Origin of the sequence: Microcystis sp. MC19, from assembly GCF_003019735.1 — a bacterium.
Lineage (GTDB): Bacteria > Cyanobacteriota > Cyanobacteriia > Cyanobacteriales > Microcystaceae > Microcystis.
Map to the genome: position 1 here is coordinate 358,735 of NZ_CP020664.1, position 24,593 is coordinate 383,327.

Here is a 24,593-nt window from a genome sequence, read left to right on the forward strand (position 1 = left end):
ACGGGATAAAATTTGCACTAATTTTGTTTTAGTCTAGCACTGTGTAAGTAATTACCCATAAAACTTTTACCAGTTAATCCAAAATCAGCTATCGCCAGAAAAATTAGCTCTTCTTCTCCTAAGTTCACAGATTGATGCACACACCAACGGGGAATAACAGCAAAAGTACCCGGTTCGACTTCGTTTTCGTATTGATCAACAATAACTTTTCCTTGACCCTGAAGAAATACAAATACGGTTTCATGTGCGTGTCGGTGCATTTCATTCGCCTTTCCTGGCTTGACTATGACTAGGCGTGCATCTAAAACTTCTAGAGCAAACGGTAGGCGAAATACGTTAAAATCAATATTGAGTTTATCAACCTGATTGTTGTATAAAGCTTCTAAGTTGCTGGCGCTAATTGTTGAAATAAGCTCTTTACCTTCTTGCACATGAGTCAAGCTTTTTTGTTGATTAATTTTTTCGGTCAAGGCTCCCAGTCGCACTGTTTGAAAATCATGATAAAGTTGTGAAGCAAGCCTTAATATTGTTTGAGAACATTGGCATTCATCAGATGGATTTTCAAGCCAATTTAACAAGTTCAGAACTTCTTCCTTGTGCTTTTCCCTTTGCATCCCGTATAGCAAAAGTGAACTCAATCCGGGTAGTAGTTTTTCCACTGGAACAGTAGATAAGTCTTGCGTCAATCCAATACGCACATCATTGATTTGATGCAATAAAAGTTCCTGTTCCTGATTAGACAGCTTTTTGCTTTTAATCATTTTAGTGAAAAGCGTAACAATCTTGGGTATGTCTGATGATGTCAAAGATTTATCTAGCGCCAACGCACGTTCATACATATTGTCCCAGTAAGCAGCACGTAGATCTAAGGCTTTTAACATTCCTTTCCGTAATTCCAGAACAGCCTGTTCGCCTTCACTGGCTAATTCCTTAGCAATTTCAACTAAAGTTAAGCTGTGTTCATCCTCCACTTCTGTGTGTAAAGGAAAAAATACATATTGCTGCAAGGATAATGATGTATGGTTTTTAATCGCTTCAATAATGTGTTTGTAGATAAATTTAACAACAGATTCAGTCCCTAAACCTATGGCTCCAATAGCTTGGAGTGAGCTTCCATTCTGGAGCAGCGATAAGAATGATTCACGCCAGATTTCCACTTCAACACAAGGCGGTTGCCTGCTATCTACTCCCATCGCTTCTTGAAAACGCTTGAATAACTGTGGGTGAGGAATTTCCTGTACCCACTCGTCCTTAATACCTAATTTACGGATTGCTTCGAGATCTTCATGGTGTAGATGTCCGTTTTCTTCAGCTAAGTTCTCCAGCAGATGATTTCGATGAGTGGGATTTTCTAGCTTTGATATTACTGCTGTTAAATAACGGGAAAACCAGTCACTATAAGCTCCGTATTGACTGGCAAAGTCTTTGAAAACCTCATCAGTATGTTGAAATTCTCCTTTTTCTAAAGCCAGTAAATACGGATGATTAATCGCTCGATGGCTTAGTGCTTCCTCGATTAAATTTTCCATTTTTTCTCATCCCCCGATAGCCGCCCTCTTTTAAATACCATCACAAAATTGGCCAATTGTCAATAGCGTTTGAGATGCGCTCCCCCTGAAAACAGATCATTCTTGGTTAAGATTCTCTGAGATTTTCTCTCTCTAATTCGATCAAATTATCAATTTTTTTTAGCTTGGTATCCCCAGCAAGATAACCGATACCGCGATGTAAATGTAAGCGAAATTGTTGAGTTAGGGTTTCTTTATCGGTTCCTAATCCGTCTTGATGACAACGTTGTTTGAGGGCAATTAGGAAAATATCGGCCATTTCTCCCCCGAATACTTTCCAAGATAATTCTACATTGCTATCGGCAGGAATGGGAACGGGAGAGGGGAGACTCGGTTCGGCAAGGGAACGACAAAAAGCCCAACGACAGAGGATATTCCATTGGTCAATTTTGGTGTAGCGTTTTAATTTTATTAGGCTATCTTTGGCGGTTTGAGATAGTCTAAAACGTTCGATCGGTGATTCCATAATTTATAATTTTACCTCGATCTGACTGATGATAAAATAGTTAGTCATTCTCAATCCTGTTTAATAGGATAGTGGGAAGTAGGGAGTTTTTTGGCTCTTCTGGTGGCTCTTCTAGGTTCTGTGTGATAAGTTTAATTGACATAGGATCGATCGATCTTTGTGTCCTTTGTGTCTTTGTGGTTCGTTCCACCCCCTCGCTCTTGAGAAATGTATCTTAGAATACATTTTACCCACCAAAGCTGGGAGAGCCTTCTGGTTTCTGTGTGGAAATGAGGTCTATACTGATGGGTTTTTCCATAAAATAGTCCTAAAAGTGTTGCCTAGTAAGCATTTCACGATTCCATAAGCAAAAATTATCACACAAAGTCGAGAAGAGCCGTTTTTTTTCAGTGTTGCCAAAGGCACGGCGTAGCCGTCCAGTAAACAGTAATCAGTGAACTGATAACTCGCATCTGATAACTGATAAATGATAACTGATGAGTGGATCTCAAATTTGCAGAAATAACGACAATCGGCAATTATCAGTAACTCTTAAATTATTACAGATGTATCAGCAGCCGCGTGTAAGCATCCCACCGAAAAACTAATGCGCGGGGGGTTTGGGGGCGGCGCCACGCCCCCAACGGGGGGTTTGGGGGGTAGAACCCCCCAAAAGCTTGGATTGAGCGATAAAATCGAAAGTAAGGCCCGATGTCTCAAGTTAATTGGGGGAGAATTTCTTGGGAATTTATCTCAGTCATAATCTTACCAAAAGTAGCGATCGGGGTGAATAGTGGTTTGACGTTGTTGGGAATTGTATTCTAGCAGGTATTTTCGGGCGATTACTTCCTGTTCTTCTAATAAGAGTAGCTCATTTTGTCCAATTTCTGTATCGGTGGAAAGGAGGATAACTTGAGAGGAAGCAGCGGGAAAATAACGTTCAACTAAATTATGGCGATGGGAAGAATCTAAACGTCCCAGGGGTGTATCGATAGCGATGGGTAAATCTCGTCCGGAGACTCGCGCTAATCCCCACAAAAAAGCGATCGCTAATAGTTGTTTTTCTCCGGCAGAAAGACGGTGTTTAGGCACATTTTGTCCATCGGGACCAAAGAGAGATAGACCAAAAGTATCAGCATCGATCGCTATTTTCTGCACCAGATCGGACTTATGCAATAAATAACGAAAACATTCCGCCACTTCTCCCTCTAATCTATTTAATTTTTTTAAAGTTAAGCGTTCTTTAAATACTTTTAAAGTTTGCTGTGCTTTGACAATAGCATTGACGATATGTTCGTTACTTTGGGATTCTAAAGCTTTCTCACTATAGACAAATAATTCTTTTTTAGTTTTCTCAATTTTCTTTTTGATTTCCTCATAATTTTTGTGGCTTTGCTCGTATTCCGCTTGAGCATTTAGATAGTTTTTCTGAGCGGTTTTTAAGTTATTACTCAGGGTTTCATATTCTTCGGGAGAGGCTGCTACTGCTAATTCTCGCTCTAAATTATCTAAGTCAGCTTCCAGATTTCTTAATTGTTCCATCGTTTGATGAGCGAGGTTAATTTGTGCCGGTAATTGATGGGTTAAGACTCGATTTAATAACTGGATCGCCTCCTCGTCTAAATCTAAGTAAGGAGCGGTCAAAGAATTGCTATCCTCGGCTAAAAACTGATTTTCTTGCTGTAAAAATTCCCTAATATTCTCTAATTGTTCTAAAGTTAAATTCAGTTTTTCTAAATAAGCAAGTAACTTTTTATCTCTGGATTCTAAAACCGATTGAGCGACTTTAGCTGATTGAAATTGTAGCTCTTTTTCTCCCTGAATTTTAGCGGCTTCTAGGAGAGGAAAAATTAACTTTAATGGTAAAAGTTCCCCTGCTAATTGACCTAAATATTCTCTCTGGTTATCTAACTTTTTATCTAAATCCTTTTTTCTGCTCTCCAATTGACTTCTTTCGGCGGCAATTTTTCCACCATCAATGCGAAATTTATCCGAGACTAGATCAAAATCATTTCTAACCACATCTAAATTTTTTTGTTGAGTTTCCATCTCTTGCCGAGCCAATTCTAAATCCTCTTGGTACTGGGCTAATTTTTTCTCGATTGCTTCAATAGTTGCCAGTTCATTCTCTGCCGCTAATAACCGGCGCTTGCGACTAGCTAAAATATCAAGATCAACGGCTAATCTTTCCGCTAATTCTAACCCTAATAAAGTCTGCATCGAATCCTTAACACTGTCAGGAGGTACATCCTGTTCTGCCAATTCTTTGACCTGTTCCCCATCAAATAAAAACAGGTTAGAAATACCCAAAGGTAATAAAGTTTCAATATATTCATCCCAAGTATTAGCTAAGGCAGGATCGGGCCAATCTTCATCTAAAATACCGAGGGTATCCTTACCATCTTTGGGCTGTTTTGTCCAGTATCTAACGATACGATATTGTCGCCATTGTTCATTAACTAGATGTTCAAAAGCCAGTTCAATTCTCGCTTGATCGATGAGGGAAGCTTGATGATTAACTGCTTGACTGAGAAACTCGGCATAACTTAAATTATTGCGAGTAGAACACTTGGCCCGCGCACCGTACAAAGCCAAACGAATCGCATCCATTAAAGTAGTTTTGCCGCCGCCATTCATGCCTCCTAAAAGGATAATTGGACAGGGATTATTATCTTTTTCGGGACGTAAATTAATCACTTGACGACCGGCGTAGGGACCGAAATTTTGCAAAACTAATTCAGTAAAAATCATTAACAGTCAGCCTTAGTTAAGTCGAAAGTTTTAGGGAATCTCCTGTAAAAATTATATCTGAAAAAGTGTCCCAGATATTTTTTTACACCCAAGAGAAAACCCCCAGATTTTATACTATAGCATTGATCACCATCGCCTAGATATAATTAGGGTCTGCGGAAAAAACTCTAAGATACCCCCGCCTGTCGGCACCCTCTTATTAAGGGGGGCAGGGGGGATCGAGTGCAAAACCTATCTTCTATTTAATTGCAAACAGCTACTTAATTAAAGTCTGCTGATTTTTACTTTCTAGTTCATTACTGAACATTAGCCTATTTTGAAAAAAATCGTTATGATCGGCCTGAATATGCCAACACACCAGGAGAAAATTGCTATGATCACGATCGGCGAATATTTATTCCAGTGTCTCCATAGTTTAGGGGTTAATCATATTTTTGGGGTGCCAGGGGATTATGTCCTCGATTTGATGGATGTTTTGGTGGAAAGTCCGATCGAATTAGTTTGCACCTGTAATGAGCTTAACGCAGGTTATGCCGCCGATGCCTATGCGCGAGTCAAAGGGATGGGTGCTGTCTGTGTCACCTACGGTGTTGGGGGATTTAGCCTCGTTAATGCTGTGGTCGGTGCTTACGCAGAAAGAGTTCCCCTGGTGGTAATTAGTGGGGCTTCCGATCGCTCGATTCGCCGGGATAATTTATTATTACACCACACCACGGGCGATTATAATCTGCAATTTTCCATCATGGAAAAAGTCACGGCTGCTTCAGTTATTCTCACTAATTCCGCCCAAGCTGCCAGTCAAATCGAGCAAACTTTAGCTGCTTGTTTGCATCACAAACGTCCAGTGTATATCGAAATTCCCCGGGATATGGTCTATCGTCCCTATATCCCCTCGGAAAAGCCAATTTATTTACCGGATAATCTCACAGATGCCGCCGCTTTACAAGAAGCCGTTGAAGAGTCGTTTTTTTTATTAGAAAAAGCGGAAAAACCAATTATTTTAGCGGGGGTAGAATTCCATCGGTTTAAACTCCAAGATAAGTTACTGAAACTTTTAGAGGTAACGGGTTATCCCTTGGCCACCACTATTTTAGGTAAGTCGTCAATTTCGGAAATGCAGCCGCAATTTATCGGCACTTATGTGGGAGCATTAAGTCGCGAATACGTTAATAAACGGGTGGAAAATGCCGATTGTGTCCTCTGTTTAGGGGCGATCATGTCCGATATGAATTTAGGCGGATTTACGGCTAATTTAAATCCCAATAATTTGATTAATGCCAATTCCGAGAAAGTAAAAATTAAACATCACTTCTATCAACCGGTGTTTCTAGGGGATTTTATCGATGGGCTAATTAATAAGCTAAGTCACAAAGAAGCAGCTACACTAGATATTAGACCCGCGGCCGAATTGAAGTATTTAGAATTCCTACCCGTGCCAGAGCAAAAACTAACTAATGCTCGTTTCTATGAGCGAATGAATCATTTTATAGCTCAAGAATCTTTTGTTATTTCTGATACGGGGGACGCAATTATTGCCACAATTGATTTATTAATGCCCCAACAAACCGACTTTATTGGTCAGGCATTTTATCTATCCATTGGTTATTCAATTCCCGCCTGTTTAGGAGTAGCTTGTGCCGCCCCCAATACCCGTCCTATCGTCTTTGTGGGTGATGGTGCTTTTCAAATGACCGCCCAAGAACTTTCGACAATTATCCGTCATCATCTCAATCCAATTATCTTTTTAATTAATAACGACGGTTACACGATCGAGCGGGTAATTCAGGATAATATTTATAATGATCTACAACCGTGGAAATATCACCAATTACCGGCAGTATTTAACGGGGAAAGTTGGAGTTGTCAAGTCAGGACAGAAGGGGAATTAGAAAAGGCTTTATCAATTGCCCAGGGTAACATCGATCGCCTATCATTTATTGAAGTACATCTCGATCGTTTTGACTGTTCCCAAGGCTTAACTCGTTTAGGTCAAGCTTTACGTTCACCCCATACTTAGACTGGTTATGCTATCGGGTTTTGACTGTGTGAAGCTGCCCTAAGACACCAGACTGAAACTCTTTTGGCTCCCAAGAGTCAACAATTAAGATACAATCGGTATCTTAATCAAGGTTTGCCAGTGACAACCGCAACTAAAAACCCTATGAATGCTTTTTGGAAACAAATCACCCTACTGAACTTTTCCCCCGCTTCTTGGTCAAAATATAGCTATCTGCATCGTTTCGTCGGCCTTTTTAGTCAATGGCGACAGGGTAGCCGATTTGTGGAGTGGACAGAACTGATGGGTGCGCTGTTAATCTCTCTCCTTATCGCCACTGCGCCGTTTTTCTCCACCAGTCAAATCGGTTTTTTATTGTTAGCAATAGCGGGTTATTGGCTACTCTTAACCCTTGTGGATGAAGGCAAAATCGGGGTGACACCGATTCATATTTTAGTGCTTTTATACTGGGGAATTGCCACGGTTTCCACGGCTTTTTCTCCCGTTAAAACCGCAGCTTTGGAAGGATTAATTAAATTAACTCTCAATCTCATCTTTTTTGCCTTTACTGCCAGAATTATGCGCTCACCACGCCTAACAAATTGGATTCTGACTACTTTAGTTTTAACCGCCTTAGCAGTGAGCGTTTACGGCATTCGCCAGCAAATTTTTGGTGCGGAACAGTTAGCAACGTGGAACGATCCCACTTCCGAATTAGCGGGGGATACTAGGGTTTATAGTTATCTCGGTAATCCTAATTTATTAGCTAGTTATTTATTACCCGGTATTGCTTTTAGCGGTGCAGCCTTGTTTGTGTGGCAGGGATGGCTACCGAAAATTTTAGCGGCTTTATTAACTTTAGCCAATGGCGCTTGTTTATTTTTTACCGAGAGTCGTGGCGGTTGGATTGGTTTGATGGTCTTAGGAATTGTCTTCTTATTGCTATTATTTTATTGGTTCAAAAATTATCTACCGTTATTTTGGCAAACATGGCTTTTACCCTTAGTTTTAGGGGGTTTAGCTGTGGTGATTTTAGGGGCGATTTTATTGGTGGATCCGCTGCGAATTCGGGTGATGAGTATTTTTGCGGGACGGGAAGATAGTAGTAATAACTTTCGCATTAATGTTTGGGATGCAGTTATTCGCATGATTCAAACTTATCCACTTTTGGGCATCGGACCGGGTAATGATGCTTTTAAGAAAATTTACCCCCTATTCATGAAGCCGAAATATACGGCTTTAAGCGCCTATTCTGTGCTATTAGAAATCATGGTAGAAACGGGAATTATTGGTTTTACCTGTTTCCTCTGGTTATTAGTCACAACTATCGGCCAAGGCATCCATCAAATTAAACTTTTACGCGATAAAATGGATAGTCAAGGCTTTTTGTTAATCGGGGCAATTGCCGCTATGGCTGGAATTCTTGCCCACGGTTTTTTTGATACGGTTTGGTATCGTCCCCAAGTTAGTACCCTCTGGTGGTTAGTTTTGGGTTTAATTGCTAGTCGTTGTTATTCCCCCGCTAGGGGTTTAAAGTAGTTCAGGCACAGACGCGATCCTCGATTGCCACCGATTGTAGAAGTCTTTCCACGATAGCTTTAGCTTGACGACCGTGACTAGGAATCAGACGGTGGCAGAAGACGTAGGGAGTAATAAACTTAACATCATCGGGGATAGCATAATCGCGACCTTCGAGGAAAGCGTAAGCTTGAACTGCTTTTTGCAAAACCACACAACCGCGGGGACTGACTCCTAAACTGATATCTTCGTGGTCACGGGTAGCGCGGACTAAATCGACGATATATTGCTGTAAAGTGGGAGCTACCCGAACTAGACTGACTAATCTTTGCAATTCTCCCACCTGTTCTAAGGAAATACAAGCTTCTAGGGATTTAAGCGTCTCTTGAGAAGGCTGTCTTTGTAACATTTTTAATTCTTCTGTGGCGCTGGGATAACCCAAACTCAGGCAAACGGCAAAACGGTCCATTTGTGCTTCTGGAAGCGGAAAAGTGCCTTGATATTCGACTGGATTTTGGGTGGCGATAACAAAGAAGGGTTGGGGGACCGGCCGCGCTTCTCCATCGACGGTAACTTGTTTTTCTTCCATGACTTCTAGAAGTGCCGATTGGGTGCGCGGGGTGGCCCGGTTGATTTCATCGGCCAGCAGGACGTTGGCAAAAGCGGGGCCGGGGATAAATTCAAATTCGCGACTGTTGGGGTTCCAAATCGTGGTTCCCGTGATATCACTAGGGAGGAGGTCAGGGGTGCATTGTACCCGTTGGAAACGACCGTTAATTGAACGCGCTAAGGATTTGGCTAACAGGGTTTTGCCGACTCCGGGTACATCTTCCAGGAGAGCGTGGCCACCACTGAGCAAAGCCACCAGCACCATGCGAATCGATTCGGTTTTGCCGACGATGCTCTGGCTCAAATTTTCCATCAAAATATCAATAGCGTCTCTCATAGTACAAATGGGGTATTTTGTCAAGAAGATTAATGTTAATTTTTTTTGATCTTAACGATTCTTTTCCTAATTTGCCCAAACTAGGGAGGAAAGTTGACAGACAAGGGCGGGAAATTTTCTGCTAGGGAGCTAATCGGGGTTAGGGTGGCGAGCATAGAGAAAATTAGTTAAGAATTGTTGCCAGTGGGCGAAATCAAGATTTTAAGTCGGTTCAGTACGGTAAAATCGAGAAGAATTTCTCTTAATCAGTGAAGATGAAAGCTAGTTCGCTCGTTTTTAGTCTTGTTTTAGGAATCGCTGCCAGTACATTAACCAATAGTTTACCCGAAAATTTGACTTTCAATTCTCGGAAAATATTGGCTCAAGATCAAGCCCCTTCCTGTCCTCTTCCTCCAGATATTGCCATCACTTTTCGCAATAGTGAATGTCAGGCAGTTACCCTAGAAAAACCCCAGACTTTTTTCCGTTATTATAGTGACGAAAATAGCAAAAAAGGTCGTTTTCTGACCACGGATCAATATACCACGAATGTGGAGGTGATCAGAAATTTAGCCCTCGATCAAAAGTGGAATCCTCCCAATCAAGCGACCAAAGTAGTATCGGTGACTTTACCGGCGGGAACAACGGTTTATCAAGGAATTGTTGCCCCCCAGAATCCAGCTGATTGTTATCCCGGTGGTGGTCAGCAAACTTTTATTAAAGACTCGCGAGATGTCAATATACAATGGGGAGAGGGACGAGCAATAACCGTTACATCTCTTTCCTGTCGCTAGAATATTATGAAAACGAACATGAGGGAATTAGTTCAATCGATTGACCAAGCTATTACCGTGGCCGAACAGATGCGGGAAACAGAAATATCGACTCGGATTGAGGGTTTAATTTCTGTTCTGAAAACCATCAAAAGTCAGGCGTTAGCTGGTCAATTGCCATCGTCTCAAGGCATTGTTACCCTAGGATTAGCGCGAGAAGTAGCTGATTGGATCGATTCCCTCGATTCTCCTTTATTAAAAGCGGTGGGTAAAGTGGAAAGAGAATACCAAAAATATTAGGAGTTGTCGGTTACAGAAGTTAGAATTAACCGAGAGCGATCGCAGTCTATCTCGATCTGATTTTTTAATTGATCGAGAGAATTAAATTTCTGTTCCGGTCGCAGGAATTGCACTAAATCCATCGTTAAAATGCGATCATATATATAGCCCGACCAATCCAATAAATGGATTTCCACACTGATAGTTTTTCCCTCGATCGTGGGACGATAACCGATATTCATAACTGCCGGTAAGCGAGAACCATCGAGAGTCACCCAACCGCAATAAACCCCCAATCGCGGCAATAATTTATCGGGGGGAACCTGTAGATTAGCGGTATGAAAACCTAATGTTCTGCCTAGTTGTTGCCCGATGACCACGCGACCAGTTAAACTGTAAGGACGACCTAACATTTGTCCTGCTTGCTCAACGTTTCCCGCGGCCAAAGCTTGACGAATTAGGGAACTACTAATCCGACCCCCCTCACAGTTTTTTAAAGCAACAATCTCGACTTTAATATTAAATTGGGAGGCGATCTGTAATAAATCTTCGGCTGTACCTTGACGACGATAACCGAAGCGAAAATCTTGACCAACACTGATCGATTTAGCCTGTAATTTTTCTACTAAAATCTGTTCGACAAAAGCCAAGGGTGTCAGGGAAGCTAATTGAGCAGAGAAAGGCAGTAAAACTAATTGTTTAACGCCTAAATTCTCTAAAACCTCCACCTTTTCCCCTAGAGGAGTTAATAATTGCCATTTTTCTCCCGTAAAAAATTCCCGCGGGTGGGGAGTAAAACTAACAACGGTGGGATAAGCGGGGCCATCCCGAAAAATTGGCTGTAGGACGGTTTGATGACCTAGGTGCAAACCATCAAAGTTACCAAGAGCGATCGCACAGGGGGCTAAAATACGGGTATTAGGGGAATCTACAATCCACACGCTGGCTTTAGGAACAGATACAAGAGAATAATTCAAGCGATTAATCTTGAGTGTAGCCTTTTGATTCTATATCAATCGGGCGATCAAGCTAAAAAAACACCGACATTAACTTGGCGGCCTTTGGAAGTTTTAGCAAATTGAGATCCAGGTGCGATCGGCCCAGCATTCCCAATCAATTGCACCAGAAAGATTAGGGAAACAAGCATTCATTAATTGTTCAGTTCGTTCTTCTCTGGGTCGTCTTTGGTGGTTCTTCGTGCTTTTGTGGTTTCCCAATCTGAATCAAGCATAAGTAACTGGTTATAATTAAATTAAAAATTGATTTTAGGTTCGATCCCCCCTGCTCTCCTTGATAAGGTAGGGTTGATTCATGAATCAACCCTACCCTTGATAAGGGGGGTGTCTGATAATTTTTAACGCCTAAGTAGTCGTGCAAAATAAATTTCCTAGTGAAGAAAGGCAAAAGGCAAAAGGCAAGAGGCAAGAGGTGGTTAGATGTGTGTAATTAATTTTGCTTAGGTACTTACCTACTTAAGGATATTGTTTTTGTTTCTTTTGTTCTAATCCTGTTGCTAATCATAGAGCGATCCCGAAAGGATAAGGTTTACCATAGTAAGGCGGGCGATTTTTATACCACTTTATTTTATTTATTGTCTATAATCGAGATGGTGGCGGCTAATTTTGAATGGGATGAAGAGAAAGCTAAGATAAATCTGAGAAAACACGATATTTCTTTTAATGAGGCTAAAACTGTCTTTGAGGATACCTATTCTTTGACTTTAGATGATCCCACTCATTCAATCTTAGAAGATCGTTTTTTTACAATTGGTTATTCTAGTCAAAACCGCTTGCTTTTAGTTGTTCATACTGAAAGACAAGGACACATCAGAATCATTAGTGCCAGGAGAGTAACTAAACATGAAAGAAAAATCTACGAACAAAGTAATCAATGATCCCCTCAAAGATGATGAAATGTTAGATGATTATTCTCAGGTTTTAACAGAGTCTCATTTAAAAAGTGCAGTCAGAGGAAAGTATGCTCAGTCTTTAGCAGATAAGGATACTTCTAGCGTTAAAATTATAGCAGAAAATGAAGAGAGATATGTTAACATGAAAACCATTGAAGTTGAAGCATTCGTTAACAACGAAGGTCAATTAACCGTACAAGTTCCCTCAAATTTAAAAGAAGGACAATATCATGCTGTATTGATTATAGAAGAACCCAAAAATGAAAATCAATGATCTTAGAATAGATAAAATCCCCAAAAAAAGCCCCCAATTACTTGGAGGCTTTTTCAAAGAAAAATAACTGTCATTAACCTTCTGCTAATTTCAGATCCCGCAGGGTGCTAATATCCACTTGAATCGATGGCCCCATGGAGGAAGAAACGTAAACTGTGCGCCAGTAACGCCCCTTGGCCCCGGAAGGACGGTTTCTGTCCACCGTTTCCTGTAAAGCCTTCAAATTGACTAACAGATCCTCGGCACTAAAAGAAGCTTTGCCAAATTGAACGTGAACGATCCCGGTGCGATCGGCCCGGAATTCCAATTTACCTGCTTTAAACTCAGAGATTGCCCCCGTTAAATCCGTGGTTACGGTTCCCCCTTTCGGTGAGGGCATTAAACCCCGTGGACCGAGTTGACGACCTAATTTAGCCACTTTCGGCATCATATCGGGGGTGGCGATTAACACCTCGAAATCCATCATCCCCTTGGCGATTTCTTCGATTAATTCTTCCGAACCAACCATATCGGCCCCGGCGTTGTTCGCTTCCTGTACCTTTTCCCCGCGAGTAATCACCGCTACTCGCACCGTGCGTCCGGTTCCTTTGGGTAAACTTACCGTTGTCCGCAGTTGTTGGTCGGTATATTTAGGATCGATACCTAAACGAATATGAGCTTCGGCGGTTTCGTCGAATTTCGCCGTCGCTAATTCCTTTAATAATGTCAGTGCCTGTAATGGCTCGTAGGCTTTATTTTCTACCTTAGCCTGGGCATCTCGCAAACGTCGTGAAACTTTTTTTGCCATCTGATTTGTTGCTCCTTGGGTAATAATGAAGCTGGGCTTCTCCCCGTAATAAAATTTAGTCTGAGATCTTGACACCCATATTTCTGGCCGTTCCCGCCACAATATTCATGGCCGCTTCGATGTCGTTAGCGTTAAGATCGGGCATTTTAGTTTGGGCGATTTCGCGTAATTGGTCGCGGGTAATGGTGGCGACAAATTTTTTGTTGGGTTCGTTGGAACCTCTTTCCACACCGGCCGCTTTGCGGATGAGAACGGAAGCGGGGGGAGTTTTGAGGACAAAGGTAAAACTACGATCCTCAAAAACGGAGATTTCCACAGGGATAATCATCCCGGCCTGATCGGCGGTTTTAGCGTTGTAATCTTTACAAAACGCCATAATATTTACCCCGTGTTGACCCAAAGCAGGACCGACCGGAGGAGCGGGGTTAGCCTTACCAGCAGGTAAAGCTAGTTTAATAATTGCGACGACTTTTTTAGCCATGATTTAGTTTTGTTTTTCGACTTGATTAAATTCCAATTCGACCGGGGTATCCCGACCAAAAATGGAGAGCAGGGCCTTGAGTTTGCCGCGCTCGGGACTAACTTCGATCACTTCCCCTTCAAAGTCCTTAAATGGACCGGATAGGACCAAGATTTGATCGCCAACTTCAAAATCGATTTTGACGACTGGTTCTTGAATCTGAGCTTGTTTGAAGATGCGATCAACTTCTGACATACTCAAGGGTAGCGGCGTGACGTGACCGCGGCCGCGTCCATAGTGCCGTTTTTGTTCGGCCCCAACAAAGTTGATCACATGGGGGGTGTTTTTTACCACCTGCCAAGCGTCATCATCCATGATCATCCTGATCAGCACATAACCGGGGAAGACTTTTTCCTCGCCGTGTTGCCGTGAACCATCCTTGCGGACTTTGACGGTGGCCGCTTGGGGAATCTGGACTTGCAGAATGCGATCGGCCACATCGAGGGTGTGGATGCGCTGTTCCAAATTGGCTTTGACCCGTTTCTCACAACCGGAAGCCACCTGCACGGCATACCAACGGGGTTTTTTCGGTAGGTCGCTAAGATTGAGTTCTTCGGGAAACTGCTCTTCTTCTAGATTCATGGGAACACCTTCCCCGCACCCCAGGCAAAGAATTTATCGATCAGATAGATGAGAGTGGCTACTAAAGTCACCATTAACATCACCGCCGCCGATTCACTCAACAGTTGCTGACGGGAAGGCCAGACGACTTTGGCGAGTTCTTCTTTGGTTTCATTGACGAATTCGTTGACCTGAAAAGAGGTTCCCTCTTTCTTGTCGCTCGCGTCTTTTTCTAGGGTTTCTTTTTTGGCCACGATCGCTACTCCTTAAAATGATACTCAAGCTATCCTTAACTTATCATTTTCACCGGACAACCCACACCAACCCCCAGACATTTAGATCATGTCCTTTGCAGTTATCGGCTTGGTGATTACCAAACGCGCCCTGGAGGACTTGAACCCCCGACATCAGGTTTTGGAGACCTGCGTTCTACCAACTGAACTAAGAGCGCCCATTCGCTAAACTATTTGGCTTTTTTAAAGCCTTTATTTATTATAGCGTAGTTGTTGGCGATTAAGCAACTTTCTTGGTTAGGCTGTCGCCGGAAAATTTCTAGAGAGGGCGATCGAAACGTTCCTGGACTCTGGTGGCTTTGCCAACCCGATCGCGCAGGTAGTAGAGTTTCGCCCGACGTACTTTACCACGACGGATGATCTTGATACTGGCAACCCGCGGCGAGTGGAGCAGGAAGACTCTTTCTACCCCCACACCCTGGAAGACTTTGCGTACTGTAATCGTTTCGTTGATACCGCCATGGCGTTTGGCGATGACAATACCCTCGTAGGGCTGAATCCGCTCTTTATCTCCTTCAACGATCCGCACCCCTACCCGTACCGTGTCACCGACATGGATAATGGGCAGATCGCTCTTGAGATACTCGGCTTCGATTGATTTGATAATCTCTTCCGTTTTCATCGGCTTTCGTAAAACTGACAATTTTCTATCATACCATATTTTTTGAGCAAAAAGCAATAGCTAGGCGCTTTCCTAACAATGAGCGTTGCTGATTTGCCGATGCTGTCACCAGATATCAGGCTGATTGTCCAGGATTAGGGTCTTGCCATTAACTGCCACTCTAGAGAGAATTTCTCTAATCCCTAATTAACTTCTCGATCCGCGATAAATGCGATCAGCTTGGGAGGGGTCTAAATAATTATAGCCCGGTTTTTGGGTCGAGGAGCCATTCTTTTTCGCCACAGTATTAACCGCGGGAGTCGCTTTTTTTACGTCCGCATGAGTCCTGATATAGTCCTCAGAAATCTTGAAGGGATGACTATTGGGAAGGTGACGACTAGAGGGTAAATTGTCTGCTGCTTCGGGATGGGTAATTTTACTATGGGGAGCGACAAAATCGTGTAGCATGGGATCGTAGGCTAAAATTTCACCGGTTTCAATCCGAAAAATCCAACCGTGTAGAGATAATTTACCCTGATGTAATCGGGAACGAATAATTGGATAGCTTTGCAAATTACTTAACTGATTGAGAACATTTTCTGCTACTGTCACCTCGATCAGTTCTTCTCCTTCTAATTCTTTGTAATTATCCTTAACTAAACGTCGAGTAGCTTCTGCTTGCTTTAACCAATCGTAAACTAAAGGCATTTCATCGGCCAGACTCTGCAATTTTAACAAACCTTTCATCGCTCCACAATGGGAGTGACCACAGATAATCACTTGCTCGATGCCGAGAGCGTTGATAGCATATTCTATAGATGCACCCTCACCACCATTGGTTGCTCCGTAGGGAGGAATTATATTTCCCGCATTACGAATTACGAACAATTCCCCCACCTCCGCTTGGGTAATTAGGTTAGGATCGATCCTGGAATCGGAACAGGTAATAAAGAGGATTCTCGGTTTTTGTCCGTGGGAGAGTTGCTCAAATAATTGCCGATGTTCATCAAAATAACCACTCTGGAACCTTTCTAGTCCCTGTAGGAGTTTCTTCATAATAATTCTTCTAGTTTAGTTTGATCGCTATTTAGTCGATCCTTTCAGCATTATCGGGCATGAGATAACAGCAATGCAACCGGCCAGATTAGCGATCGTTATCGGCGGCGAGATCGGTTAAATATTGTTAAGATAAGATACAGACTGTATCTAAGCAAATTTTATTCTATGGAAACTGCAACAATTTTGGGTATTTCGATCGCTGCCGCTTTGGTGGGGATTACCGCTTTAGCTCTTTATACTGCTTTTGGACCGCCGGCAGCAGAATTGAGCGATCCTTTTGAAGATCACGAAGATTAATTCTTTAATAACCATGTAGCTATCTGCCAAGCAGAAAGCTGCTCAACGGGATCGATCGCTCTTTCTAAACCATCGATCGATTCTTTTATTGTTAATTGTAATTGATTTTGCCAATCAATAACAGCGTTTTCTCCCTGACATTCATAGACGCGCATTACCCAACCCCGATCATCTGTTTCACTTGGTTTGAAACTCATTAAAATTAAGTTATCGGCCGAGAATTTTAACCATTGTGCCACTGGTGGCAACCGGTTTGATCGGGAAGAGTTAGTAATAAAAATAACGTTGACAGGTGAGTTTAACTGCCAAGCGTGATGGACAGTTTTCGCCGTTTTCCAGTTACCTGGGTGAGGATATATTGCATAGGTAAATTCTTGTTTCCCCAGATCCGCCTCGGGATCGGGCCAGCGGGGACTTCTCAAGAGAGTTAATCGCAGTTGCCAGTTAGTAGCATCATAGCCATATTTATTATTATTTAAAACACTCACCCCATAGTTTGCCTCTGTATCGCTTAAATCTGCCCATTTATGCCCGTAAACTTCCCATTTTGGCGATTCTGGTCGGTGGGAACGTTTGATCGCACCACAGGCAATTTCATAGGTGGTAAAATCGCTGTTGAGGCTGAGAGGAAAGGCGGTTTTTACTAAAGTATGTTCTTGCTGCCAATTAACAATAGTTTTAATCTGGAGAATAGGAGAATTTTTTTCTAAGATATAATCTTGGCAAAACTCCGAATCAGCTAAACTTCTGATCACGCGAATCTGCCAGCGCAAGGGACCACATTCTAAGCATTCGATCGATTTTAATACTGTTTTAGGTAAGGGATATTGTTGATAATTCGGATCGATATTCCAAGCGTCCCAATATTGTCCTTGATCTTTAAATGCCTGTAATTGATTACCAGCAGCTTGCAGGATTTCTCTTTGATTAATTATATCGAATATACTATCTATATCCCCCGTTTCCGAGTTAATGGTAACTTTAAGCAGTCCATTGTCTAAAATAAATTGGCAGTTGGTTAAATTTTGCTCGGCTGCTGGCTGATTGGCAACTAACCAAAATAACTTATAACCCACAGAAGGAATATTTTTAGCGAGAAATAATAGCTGATTGTCGTGGGATAATTGCGAAGGACAGAGACAATTATTCCAGTCATAAACCGAACAATTGACAGATTCTATAGCTAAAGAGACAACCTGGGATCTTTCCCAGTTAAGAGAATTAAAAACTAGAAAAGGTTTTGCTTGGAGATGGGGGGGATTAGGTAAATTAATTTGATTGGCAATTGCCTGTAAAGCTTGATCTAAAATTGTCTCACCCGTGGCGATAACTTGCCGCCATAACTGATTGGCATCCCTAAACACTTCTGGGATCGAAGTACCTGGAAGTATATCGTGAAACTGATTTAATAAAACCTTTTTCCATGCCGATTCTATCTCGACTTGCGGATAGGGAATCTCTAGTAAGATATTAGCCAGAGAAGACCATAATTCTCCTTGATACAAGAGGATTTCACAGTAACGATTATAGTCTTTTTGGTCAGCGTGGGTAGTATAACAACCCCGATGGAATTCTAGATATAATTCATCATCCCAGATAGGAAGATTACTCGTCTCCAGACTGTCCAGATAAGTTGTTGCTTGGCTAAATTTTAGCTGGGGGAAAAAAGGAGATTTTTGCCAACGTTGGGCCACCTCTAACATATCACGAGTCGGACCGCCGCCATGGTCGCCAACACCGGGCAGCCAAAAAATATCTTTTAAGCCAGTTTGCCGTTCCCAATTGAGAGCATGATCGGTCATAATAATTGGGTTAGTATCCATAACTCCGGCAACATTGGGAGGAGACATGAGGGAAAGAATTTTACTGCCATCGGGAGATTGCCACCAGAAAAAACCGTGGGGAAATTTAGTCGTATCATTCCAATGTAGTTTCCCGGTTACAAAATATTTGATGCCAAAGGATTTAAGAATTTGCGGCAATTGGTAGGGAAAACCAAAGGTATCTGGCAGCCAAGCAGTTTTGGTGATTTGTCCAAATTTTGCTTGAAAGTATTGTTGTCCATAAAGCAGCTGTCGAAATAGGGATTCCCCGGAGATTAAATTGACTTCTGGTTCTACCCACATCCCGCCCAAAAGTTCCCAGGATTGCCCTTTGTATGCCTCTATAATTGCTTGAAACAGGTCGGGATGATGTTTTTCTATCCATTCGTAAATTAGGGGGCTAGAATGACCAAATACGAGGGCAGGAAAATCTTTTTGCAGGTTTAAAACCGAGATAAAAGTGTTTTTTGCCACTTGCCAAGTTTCTGCCAATGGCCACAACCAAGCCAGATCTAAATGTGCGTGGCCGAGAAGATGAAAAGTTCGTTCTTTGAGAGGTTGAGCTAGGGGTTGCAGGGATTGACGAATTGATTCTAGGGAGCGATTAAATTTATCTTTGTTGGTGACATTATCCCAGTCAATATTATCGAGAGTAGCGGTAAAAGCTGCTAAGTTTTCAGGGTAAAAAGTTTGTAGATAATTATGGAGAATGGTTAATTCATCGGCAACAAAACTGGGATCGATCGCTTGGCTATGTTCATAGATTAACTCCGATTTCATCAAACCACCAATATCATGATTGGGACTGACTAAACGGAGGGTAACAAGAATTTCTTGACCGGTAGAGACCGAGTTAGAAAGTAAAATGCGGGTGGAAGAATCAAAGAGGTCTCCTGCTTGGATAAATTGATTATTAACATAAATTTTGACATCTTCCGCCCACCAAGTTAAGATTAATCTCAGTTCCATTCCCGCTACAGGATAACCGGCTAAATGTTCGGGGACAATAATTTTTTGAGTTAGATATTGAATTTGTCTGCCGGCGGGCCAAATAATGTATTGTTTTTCATTGAGGGTGACGGGTTGAATTGGTTTTCCAGCTGCTGTAACGATCCACCAATTTTTCTGGACATCTGTGCGGGTGAGGTGAGACAGTTTAGCGACGTTGTCGGGGGGAGACATGAGCCAACAAATAAGTTAATTTTGACTATTTTAAGCGATCGATGCCTAATTGGGCTAGGGGATAACTTCTGTTAACGCCATAGTGCTGAAGACTTACTCAATCTCATTCTTCAACGGCTGATTGAGAATGAGCAGGTCAGAGAAAGCCCGTGATGAGGATTGAACTCATGACCTCACCCTTACCAAGGGTGTGCTCTACCACTGAGCTACACGGGCATTGATCGTGGTGGGCCGGGCCGGATTCGAACCAGCGTAGGCGTAGCCAACGGATTTACAGTCCGCCCCCATTAACCACTCGGGCACCGACCCATTAATTCCACGATTATTAATCGTAGCACCCTTAGCTAAAACACACAAGTGTTTAGGGAAAAAAATTCTTAAGCCATAAAATAACTCCCGTTACAGCCATGGCTGTAACGGGAGTTTTCTGATAATCTTGAGAGAGATTAGGCCAGAGCTTCTTCTTGGTGGGTTTCGCGCCCACAGTTAGCTCTGGCATAGGTGACACAGGTAAGGATGAAACCCTCTTCAATTTGATCGTCATCGAGGAAGGACTGATCAGATTGATCGACTTGACCAGATACAAGTTTACCGGCAGCGGTGGAGCAGGCTCCCGCACGGCAGCAATAAGGTAAGTCCAGTCCTCGTCCCTCGGCTACCTATATACTTTCTTCTTGGTGGGTTTCGATCACACAGTTAGATCTGGGATAGGTGACACAGGTAAGGATGAAACCAGCTTCAATTTGATCGTCATCGAGGAAGGATTGATCGGATTGATCGACTTTACCAGATACAAGTTTACCGGCACAGGTGGAGCAAGCTCCCGCGCGGCAGGAATAGGGTAAGTCCAGTCCTTGCTCTTCAGCTGCATCAAGAATGTACTCATCATCTTGAACATCAATTGTCTTCTCTCCATCGGGTGTTTTCAGGGTGACTTCATAGGTTGCCATCGGTTGTTCCTCTTAATTAAATGCTAGTGAAAGCGGCAGTCTCTACAATTGCCTCTCGCTCGTCGTCAGATTGAACAATGCGAACGAGTTTCATTTTTGATACTACGGGAAAATCTCCCCGACTCAGCCTTGCATTAGTAATGACAGTCTTAAATAAACTTAAAATAAAATTTACTTATATATTTAACCCAGAATTCTTGAGCATTCTTGCTCGATCTCTAGATAATTTCATCCCTCTACAATCTAGTCAAACTAGCCACCACTAAGCATTTGGAGCGATGATGTTGGTTGTTTTTTTAGTCTTAAGCCGATTTTTATTAAATATTAATTTAACTTATGTTTAAGATAGATGTCGATGAATTGTCTTTAACCCAGCCAAGAAATTGCTTTTCGGCACTACTGCCGCTAACACATCTAGGGAAACTATCAAAAAATATATTGACAATCAAACCAATAAATGATAGGAGGGGATCAATCCCCTGTTGCCAGGGCGACCACCCGTTATAACGGATGGCTAACCCTCCCTGACGACTTTATGGTTTTCGGATTGCCAGTTTTCCAGGCTCTGGTTCACCGATTAGTAATCACTAATTACTTATTAGGTTGGGGAGTCATGCGTAGATAGGGTTTGATTTCTTCAACCCCTTTGGGAAATTTGCTGCGAGCTTCTTCAGTGGGAATAGAGGGGACTACCACACAATCGCCGCCGTCGGTCCAGTTAGCCGGGGTAGCCACTTGATAGTTATCGGTGAGCTGCAGGGAGTCGATTACGCGCAGGATCTCGTTAAAATTGCGTCCCGTGCTGGCAGGATAGGTAATAGTTAAACGTAATTTTTTGTTGGGATCGATGATAAACACCGAACGTACCGTCAGATTATTGAGGGAATTGGGGTGAATCATGCCGTAGAGATCCGAAACTTTGCGATCGCCATCGGCGATAATCGGATAGTTAACGGTAGTGTTTTGAGTTTCGTTGATGTCATTAATCCAACCCCGATGGGATTCGGCACTATCGACACTCAAAGCGATCACTTTCACATTACGTCGCTCAAATTCTGACTTAAGACTAGCCACCGTACCTAATTCCGTGGTGCAAACAGGGGTGTAATCAGCCGGGTGCGAGAACAGCACTACCCAGCTATCTCCTACCCACTGGTGAAAAGAAATCGAACCTTCACTAGAATCTTGTGTAAAATCTGGAACGATATCACCCAATTGGAGAGCCATAATTGTGTCTTCCTTATTATGTATTTCAAGACAAGCAACAGTTTATGATGCCATAGGAGTGCTGTTCGTCATTGATAATTTTAGGGATTTATAATAATTGGGTTAGGGGATAGGGGAATGAGGAAATGGGGGAAGTGGGGAGATAGGGAAATAGGGAAATTCAACTGTAGCAGCAGCCAGATGGCATCAGGAAAATCCTTGCCAGAAGCTGATTTTAGCGATTTAGATTGTCCTAACCAACTTGTTCTTTGTGATCAAACCCCAAAACCGCAAAACCCTTCCCCTAGGGGGGCAAACTAGGTTATGATCTGGTCTAATGGCATGATATAACTTTTTTAACTAGCTATCAGCGTTCAGCTAATAGCTAGGCTGCGGTGGCAAATCCCAACTACCCACCCTATGCCTAGTCGGAAAGCTGACGGCTTAATTTCTTGTCCTGATCGTTAATTTGCCTTGGTTTTAGGAGACCACAACTGCAATGAAGAATCTTGTTCGTCTGCTGGCGGTAATTGCCTTGATTATCGGGAGTTTTTGGGGCAAAGTTCCCGCTCAAGCTCTCAATCTCACCTCGATCGCCCTTCCTTCTCATCCTGTGGCGGTCTTAAATGCGGCTGATGCCAAACTAACCACAGAATTCGGGGCGAAAATCGACCTTAATAACAGTGATATTCGCGATTTCCGGGACTTGAGAGGGTTCTATCCCAATTTAGCTGGTAAAATCATCAAAAACGCCCCCTACGAAGAAGTGGAAGATGTGCTCAATATCCCCGGACTCTCGGCCACTCAAAAAGAGCGTTTACAGGCTAATCTGGAGAAATTCACCGTTACTGAGCCTTCTAAAGAATTTATCGAGGGTGATGACCGTTTTAACCCCGGAGTTTACTAAATCCAGTTAATTGCGGTTAAAAAAAAATTCCTAGGTGGGCGATCGCTCACCTTTTTCAGTGATCAGCTTCCGAAGGCAAGAGGCAAAAGAAAGAATCTGGCATACTGCCCCAAGGGAAAAACCGGGGATTTTGGCCAGAACTATAGAGAAATGAAATGCTAGAATAAATAGAATTTATCAATTAACTCCTACATGGTCGTTTCCTCGCAACTGCCGAGTTATCAAGATGTGTTAGTGGTGGGATCGGGAGCGGCGGGATTGTATGCCGCACTGTGTTTACCCCCTAACTTAAAGGTGGGTTTAATTACCAAAGAAGATTTAAAAACTGGGGCTAGTGATTGGGCGCAGGGAGGAATTGCGGCAGCCACGTCCCCGGCAGATTCCCCCGTTTTCCATTTAGAAGATACCCTGAAAGCTGGAGCGGGCTTATGCGATCGCTATGCTGTGCAGTTTTTAGTCGAGAAGGCCTCCCAAGCGATCGCTGATTTGCTGCGGTTAGGGGTTAGTTTTGATCGCGCTGGAGACGACTTAGCCCGCACTCTTGAGGCTGCCCATTCCCAGGCCAGGGTGCTGCACGCAGCCGATCGCACGGGGAGAGCGATCGTCAGTACCCTGATGGAAAAAGTGACCGAGCGGCCCAATATTACCATTATTCCCCAAGCGATCGCCCTGAAACTCTGGCTTGACCCGGAAGGGCAACGCTGTCAAGGTATTTGTTTACTCCATCAAGATCATCTCTGTTGGCTGCGAGCGCAAGCAGTCATTCTGGCTACGGGAGGCGGCGGTCAAGTCTATGCCCAAACCACTAATCCCGCCGTTAGCACGGGGGATGGAGTCGCCCTCGCTTGGCGTGCTGGGGCAGTGATTTGCGACCCAGAATTTTTTCAGTTTCATCCCACCGCTTTGACTGTGCCGGGGGCGCCGAGGTTTTTAATTAGTGAGGCGGTGCGGGGCGAAGGAGCGCATTTAATTGATGATCTGGGGCGGCGTTTTGCCTTCGATTACCATCCGGCCGGAGAATTGGCTCCCCGGGATGTGGTAAGTCGGGCGATTTTTAGCCATTTGCAAAAAACCTCCGACGATCCCGCCCATGCCAAAGTATATCTAGATCTAAGACCGATCGAACCGGAGCGTCTGCGTTATCGTTTCCCCAATATTATCCGCATCTGTCAAAAATGGGGCATTAATGTGTTTGAAGATGTGATTCCCGTTGCCCCCGCCGCTCACTATTGGATGGGAGGAGTGGCTACCGATTTAAACGCCCGCACTTCTCTACCTGGCTTGTATGCCATCGGCGAGGCGGCCAGTACGGGTGTTCACGGGGCTAATCGTTTAGCCAGTAATTCTCTTTTGGAATGTATTGTCTTTGCGGCAAGTTTGGCTGAAATAGGTCTAGAGCCAGAAAACTTGCTTGGGCAAAGACCCGAAAAACCCCTAGAAATTGCCGAAAACTGGCAGCAAGAACAGGAATACTGGCAAAAAGTACGGAGGGAATTACCGATTTTAATGTGGGAAAATGCGGGGATTTGCCGATGTCAAAATGAGTTAGAAGCTGCTATCCTACGGGTGCAACATTGGAAACAACAGTTACAATCCTTGAAGATGGGCCAATTTCTCCAGAATCTTCTCCCCGACAAAGGACAATTATTCTTGTGTCCCTCGGTCCAGTTAGAGATAAGAATAGCGATCGAGACATTAAATCTTTTAGACATCGCCGACTTAATTCTGGAAAGTGCCTTATTACGAGCAGAAAGCCGAGGCGGTCACTATCGGGGCGATTATCCAGAAACCGTAGCTAATTGGCAATTCCACACGACTATTCAAGGTCGAACATGGCGGAAAACGCCTGTGCAAGCTTAATTAAGCGAGTTTTTCACAGATAATCCCTAAGCTCTAAACAGTGGACTCTATCCTCGCTCCCAGGAGCCGCGCTATTCGCGCCACGCTCACCGGGAGCTTTTCCCAATCA

General features: G+C 43.2%; 24 protein-coding genes, 3 tRNA genes and 1 pseudogene. 9 read left to right on the forward strand and 19 right to left on the reverse strand.

Translation table 11 applies throughout. The features are described from left to right. Positions 1-17: 17 nt before the first annotated feature. From B5D77_RS01810 to dndD, 3 genes are all read right to left on the reverse strand, one after another. A complete protein-coding gene (locus tag B5D77_RS01810) occupies positions 18-1,529 on the reverse strand; it encodes a cupin domain-containing protein (protein WP_106908168.1) in 1,512 nt (503 codons plus the stop codon). Positions 1,530-1,635: 106 nt separating this feature from the next. Further along, complete coding sequence (dndE, locus tag B5D77_RS01815; protein WP_004160206.1) at positions 1,636-2,034, reverse strand: DNA sulfur modification protein DndE; 399 nt, start codon at positions 2,032-2,034, stop codon at positions 1,636-1,638. Positions 2,035-2,778: 744 nt separating this feature from the next. Next, complete coding sequence (dndD, locus tag B5D77_RS01820; protein ID WP_106908169.1) at positions 2,779-4,764, reverse strand: DNA sulfur modification protein DndD; 1,986 nt, start codon at positions 4,762-4,764, stop codon at positions 2,779-2,781. Between the two features lie 373 nt (positions 4,765-5,137). Here dndD and B5D77_RS01825 point away from each other — a divergent pair, with 373 nt between their 5' ends. Continuing rightward, positions 5,138-6,781, forward strand: coding sequence for an alpha-keto acid decarboxylase family protein (locus B5D77_RS01825; RefSeq protein WP_008201321.1), 1,644 nt, complete (start codon positions 5,138-5,140; stop codon positions 6,779-6,781). A gap of 144 nt (positions 6,782-6,925) precedes the next feature. Continuing rightward, positions 6,926-8,299 (forward strand): IctB family putative bicarbonate transporter, encoded by a 1,374-nt coding sequence (locus tag B5D77_RS01830; protein ID WP_106908170.1) that lies wholly within the window; start codon positions 6,926-6,928, stop codon positions 8,297-8,299. A 1-nt stretch (position 8,300) separates the two neighbouring features. Here the strand turns inward: B5D77_RS01830 and B5D77_RS01835 are convergent, their stop codons facing one another. Further along, positions 8,301-9,224 carry a MoxR family ATPase gene (locus B5D77_RS01835; protein WP_106908171.1) on the reverse strand — a complete coding sequence of 308 codons (924 nt, stop codon included), beginning with the start codon at positions 9,222-9,224 and terminating at the stop codon, positions 8,301-8,303. Positions 9,225-9,478: 254 nt separating this feature from the next. Between B5D77_RS01835 and B5D77_RS01840 the strand changes: the two genes are divergently transcribed. Further along, entirely contained in the window at positions 9,479-9,997 is a 519-nt protein-coding gene (locus tag B5D77_RS01840; protein WP_008201315.1) for a hypothetical protein, read from the forward strand. 6 nt (positions 9,998-10,003) lie between these two features. Next, positions 10,004-10,276, forward strand: a complete 273-nt coding sequence (locus tag B5D77_RS01845; protein ID WP_173915179.1) for a hypothetical protein — start codon at positions 10,004-10,006, stop codon at positions 10,274-10,276. Here B5D77_RS01845 and B5D77_RS01850 read toward each other — a convergent pair. Next, the gene (locus tag B5D77_RS01850) at positions 10,273-11,196 is read right to left on the reverse strand and encodes a bifunctional riboflavin kinase/FAD synthetase (RefSeq protein ID WP_008201310.1); all 924 of its coding nucleotides are present in this window, start codon (positions 11,194-11,196) and stop codon (positions 10,273-10,275) included. The two genes, B5D77_RS01845 and B5D77_RS01850, sit on opposite strands and share 4 nt — an antisense overlap. Before the next feature lie 665 nt (positions 11,197-11,861). On the opposite strand from B5D77_RS01850, the gene B5D77_RS01865 reads away from it, so the two are divergent. Next, positions 11,862-12,149, forward strand: coding sequence for a BrnT family toxin (locus tag B5D77_RS01865; RefSeq protein WP_008201309.1), 288 nt, complete (start codon positions 11,862-11,864; stop codon positions 12,147-12,149). Beyond that, positions 12,115-12,438: a hypothetical protein gene (locus tag B5D77_RS01870; protein ID WP_008201307.1), complete on the forward strand. Its 324-nt coding sequence runs from the start codon at positions 12,115-12,117 to the stop codon at positions 12,436-12,438. The genes B5D77_RS01865 and B5D77_RS01870 overlap by 35 nt, the downstream gene beginning before the upstream one ends. Positions 12,439-12,511: 73 nt before the next feature. Here B5D77_RS01870 and rplA read toward each other — a convergent pair whose 3' ends face one another. The 7 genes from rplA to B5D77_RS01905 all read right to left on the reverse strand — a co-directional run bounded on the left by rplA (position 12,512) and on the right by B5D77_RS01905 (position 16,256). Continuing rightward, positions 12,512-13,225, reverse strand: coding sequence for a 50S ribosomal protein L1 (gene rplA, locus B5D77_RS01875; protein WP_106908174.1), 714 nt, complete (start codon positions 13,223-13,225; stop codon positions 12,512-12,514). A 55-nt stretch (positions 13,226-13,280) separates the two neighbouring features. Then, a complete protein-coding gene (rplK, locus tag B5D77_RS01880) occupies positions 13,281-13,706 on the reverse strand; it encodes a 50S ribosomal protein L11 (RefSeq protein WP_002735897.1) in 426 nt (141 codons plus the stop codon). A 3-nt stretch (positions 13,707-13,709) separates the two neighbouring features. Further along, positions 13,710-14,327: a transcription termination/antitermination protein NusG gene (gene nusG / locus B5D77_RS01885; RefSeq protein ID WP_008201303.1), complete on the reverse strand. Its 618-nt coding sequence runs from the start codon at positions 14,325-14,327 to the stop codon at positions 13,710-13,712. Then, entirely contained in the window at positions 14,324-14,560 is a 237-nt protein-coding gene (gene secE / locus B5D77_RS01890) for a preprotein translocase subunit SecE (protein WP_008201301.1), read from the reverse strand. The genes nusG and secE overlap by 4 nt, the downstream gene beginning before the upstream one ends. Positions 14,561-14,684: 124 nt before the next feature. Further along, positions 14,685-14,757 (reverse strand) — tRNA-Trp (locus B5D77_RS01895). 101 nt (positions 14,758-14,858) lie between these two features. Further along, complete coding sequence (gene rplS, locus B5D77_RS01900) at positions 14,859-15,221, reverse strand: 50S ribosomal protein L19 (protein ID WP_004160235.1); 363 nt, start codon at positions 15,219-15,221, stop codon at positions 14,859-14,861. Positions 15,222-15,407: 186 nt separating this feature from the next. Next, entirely contained in the window at positions 15,408-16,256 is an 849-nt protein-coding gene (locus tag B5D77_RS01905) for a carbonic anhydrase (RefSeq protein ID WP_008201298.1), read from the reverse strand. 168 nt (positions 16,257-16,424) lie between these two features. Between B5D77_RS01905 and psbN the strand changes: the two genes are divergently transcribed. Next, a complete protein-coding gene (gene psbN / locus B5D77_RS01910) occupies positions 16,425-16,556 on the forward strand; it encodes a photosystem II reaction center protein PsbN (protein ID WP_002761150.1) in 132 nt (43 codons plus the stop codon). Here psbN and B5D77_RS01915 read toward each other — a convergent pair. From B5D77_RS01915 to B5D77_RS01940, 7 genes and pseudogenes are all read right to left on the reverse strand, one after another. Continuing rightward, entirely contained in the window at positions 16,553-19,561 is a 3,009-nt protein-coding gene (locus B5D77_RS01915; RefSeq protein WP_008201296.1) for an alpha-mannosidase, read from the reverse strand. The two genes, psbN and B5D77_RS01915, sit on opposite strands and share 4 nt — an antisense overlap. Before the next feature lie 144 nt (positions 19,562-19,705). Then, positions 19,706-19,777: transfer RNA gene (locus B5D77_RS01920), tRNA-Thr, on the reverse strand. Positions 19,778-19,785: 8 nt separating this feature from the next. Then, positions 19,786-19,870, reverse strand: a tRNA-Tyr gene (locus B5D77_RS01925). Between the two features lie 52 nt (positions 19,871-19,922). Next, positions 19,923-20,060 (reverse strand): hypothetical protein, encoded by a 138-nt coding sequence (locus tag B5D77_RS25630; protein WP_157221746.1) that lies wholly within the window; start codon positions 20,058-20,060, stop codon positions 19,923-19,925. After that, a pseudogene (locus B5D77_RS27900) lies at positions 20,008-20,217 on the reverse strand (2Fe-2S iron-sulfur cluster-binding protein); the annotation flags it as partial. The pseudogene B5D77_RS27900 and the gene B5D77_RS25630, both read right to left, overlap by 53 nt. A gap of 3 nt (positions 20,218-20,220) precedes the next feature. Then, positions 20,221-20,511 carry a 2Fe-2S iron-sulfur cluster-binding protein gene (locus B5D77_RS27905; RefSeq protein WP_008201292.1) on the reverse strand — a complete coding sequence of 97 codons (291 nt, stop codon included), beginning with the start codon at positions 20,509-20,511 and terminating at the stop codon, positions 20,221-20,223. A gap of 591 nt (positions 20,512-21,102) precedes the next feature. After that, positions 21,103-21,738 carry a peroxiredoxin gene (locus B5D77_RS01940; RefSeq protein WP_106908175.1) on the reverse strand — a complete coding sequence of 212 codons (636 nt, stop codon included), beginning with the start codon at positions 21,736-21,738 and terminating at the stop codon, positions 21,103-21,105. A gap of 478 nt (positions 21,739-22,216) precedes the next feature. On the opposite strand from B5D77_RS01940, the gene psbU reads away from it, so the two are divergent. Continuing rightward, positions 22,217-22,624, forward strand: coding sequence for a photosystem II complex extrinsic protein PsbU (gene psbU, locus B5D77_RS01950; RefSeq protein WP_002735501.1), 408 nt, complete (start codon positions 22,217-22,219; stop codon positions 22,622-22,624). Between the two features lie 192 nt (positions 22,625-22,816). Beyond that, a complete protein-coding gene (gene nadB, locus B5D77_RS01955; RefSeq protein ID WP_106908176.1) occupies positions 22,817-24,484 on the forward strand; it encodes an L-aspartate oxidase in 1,668 nt (555 codons plus the stop codon). Positions 24,485-24,593: the final 109 nt, after the last annotated feature.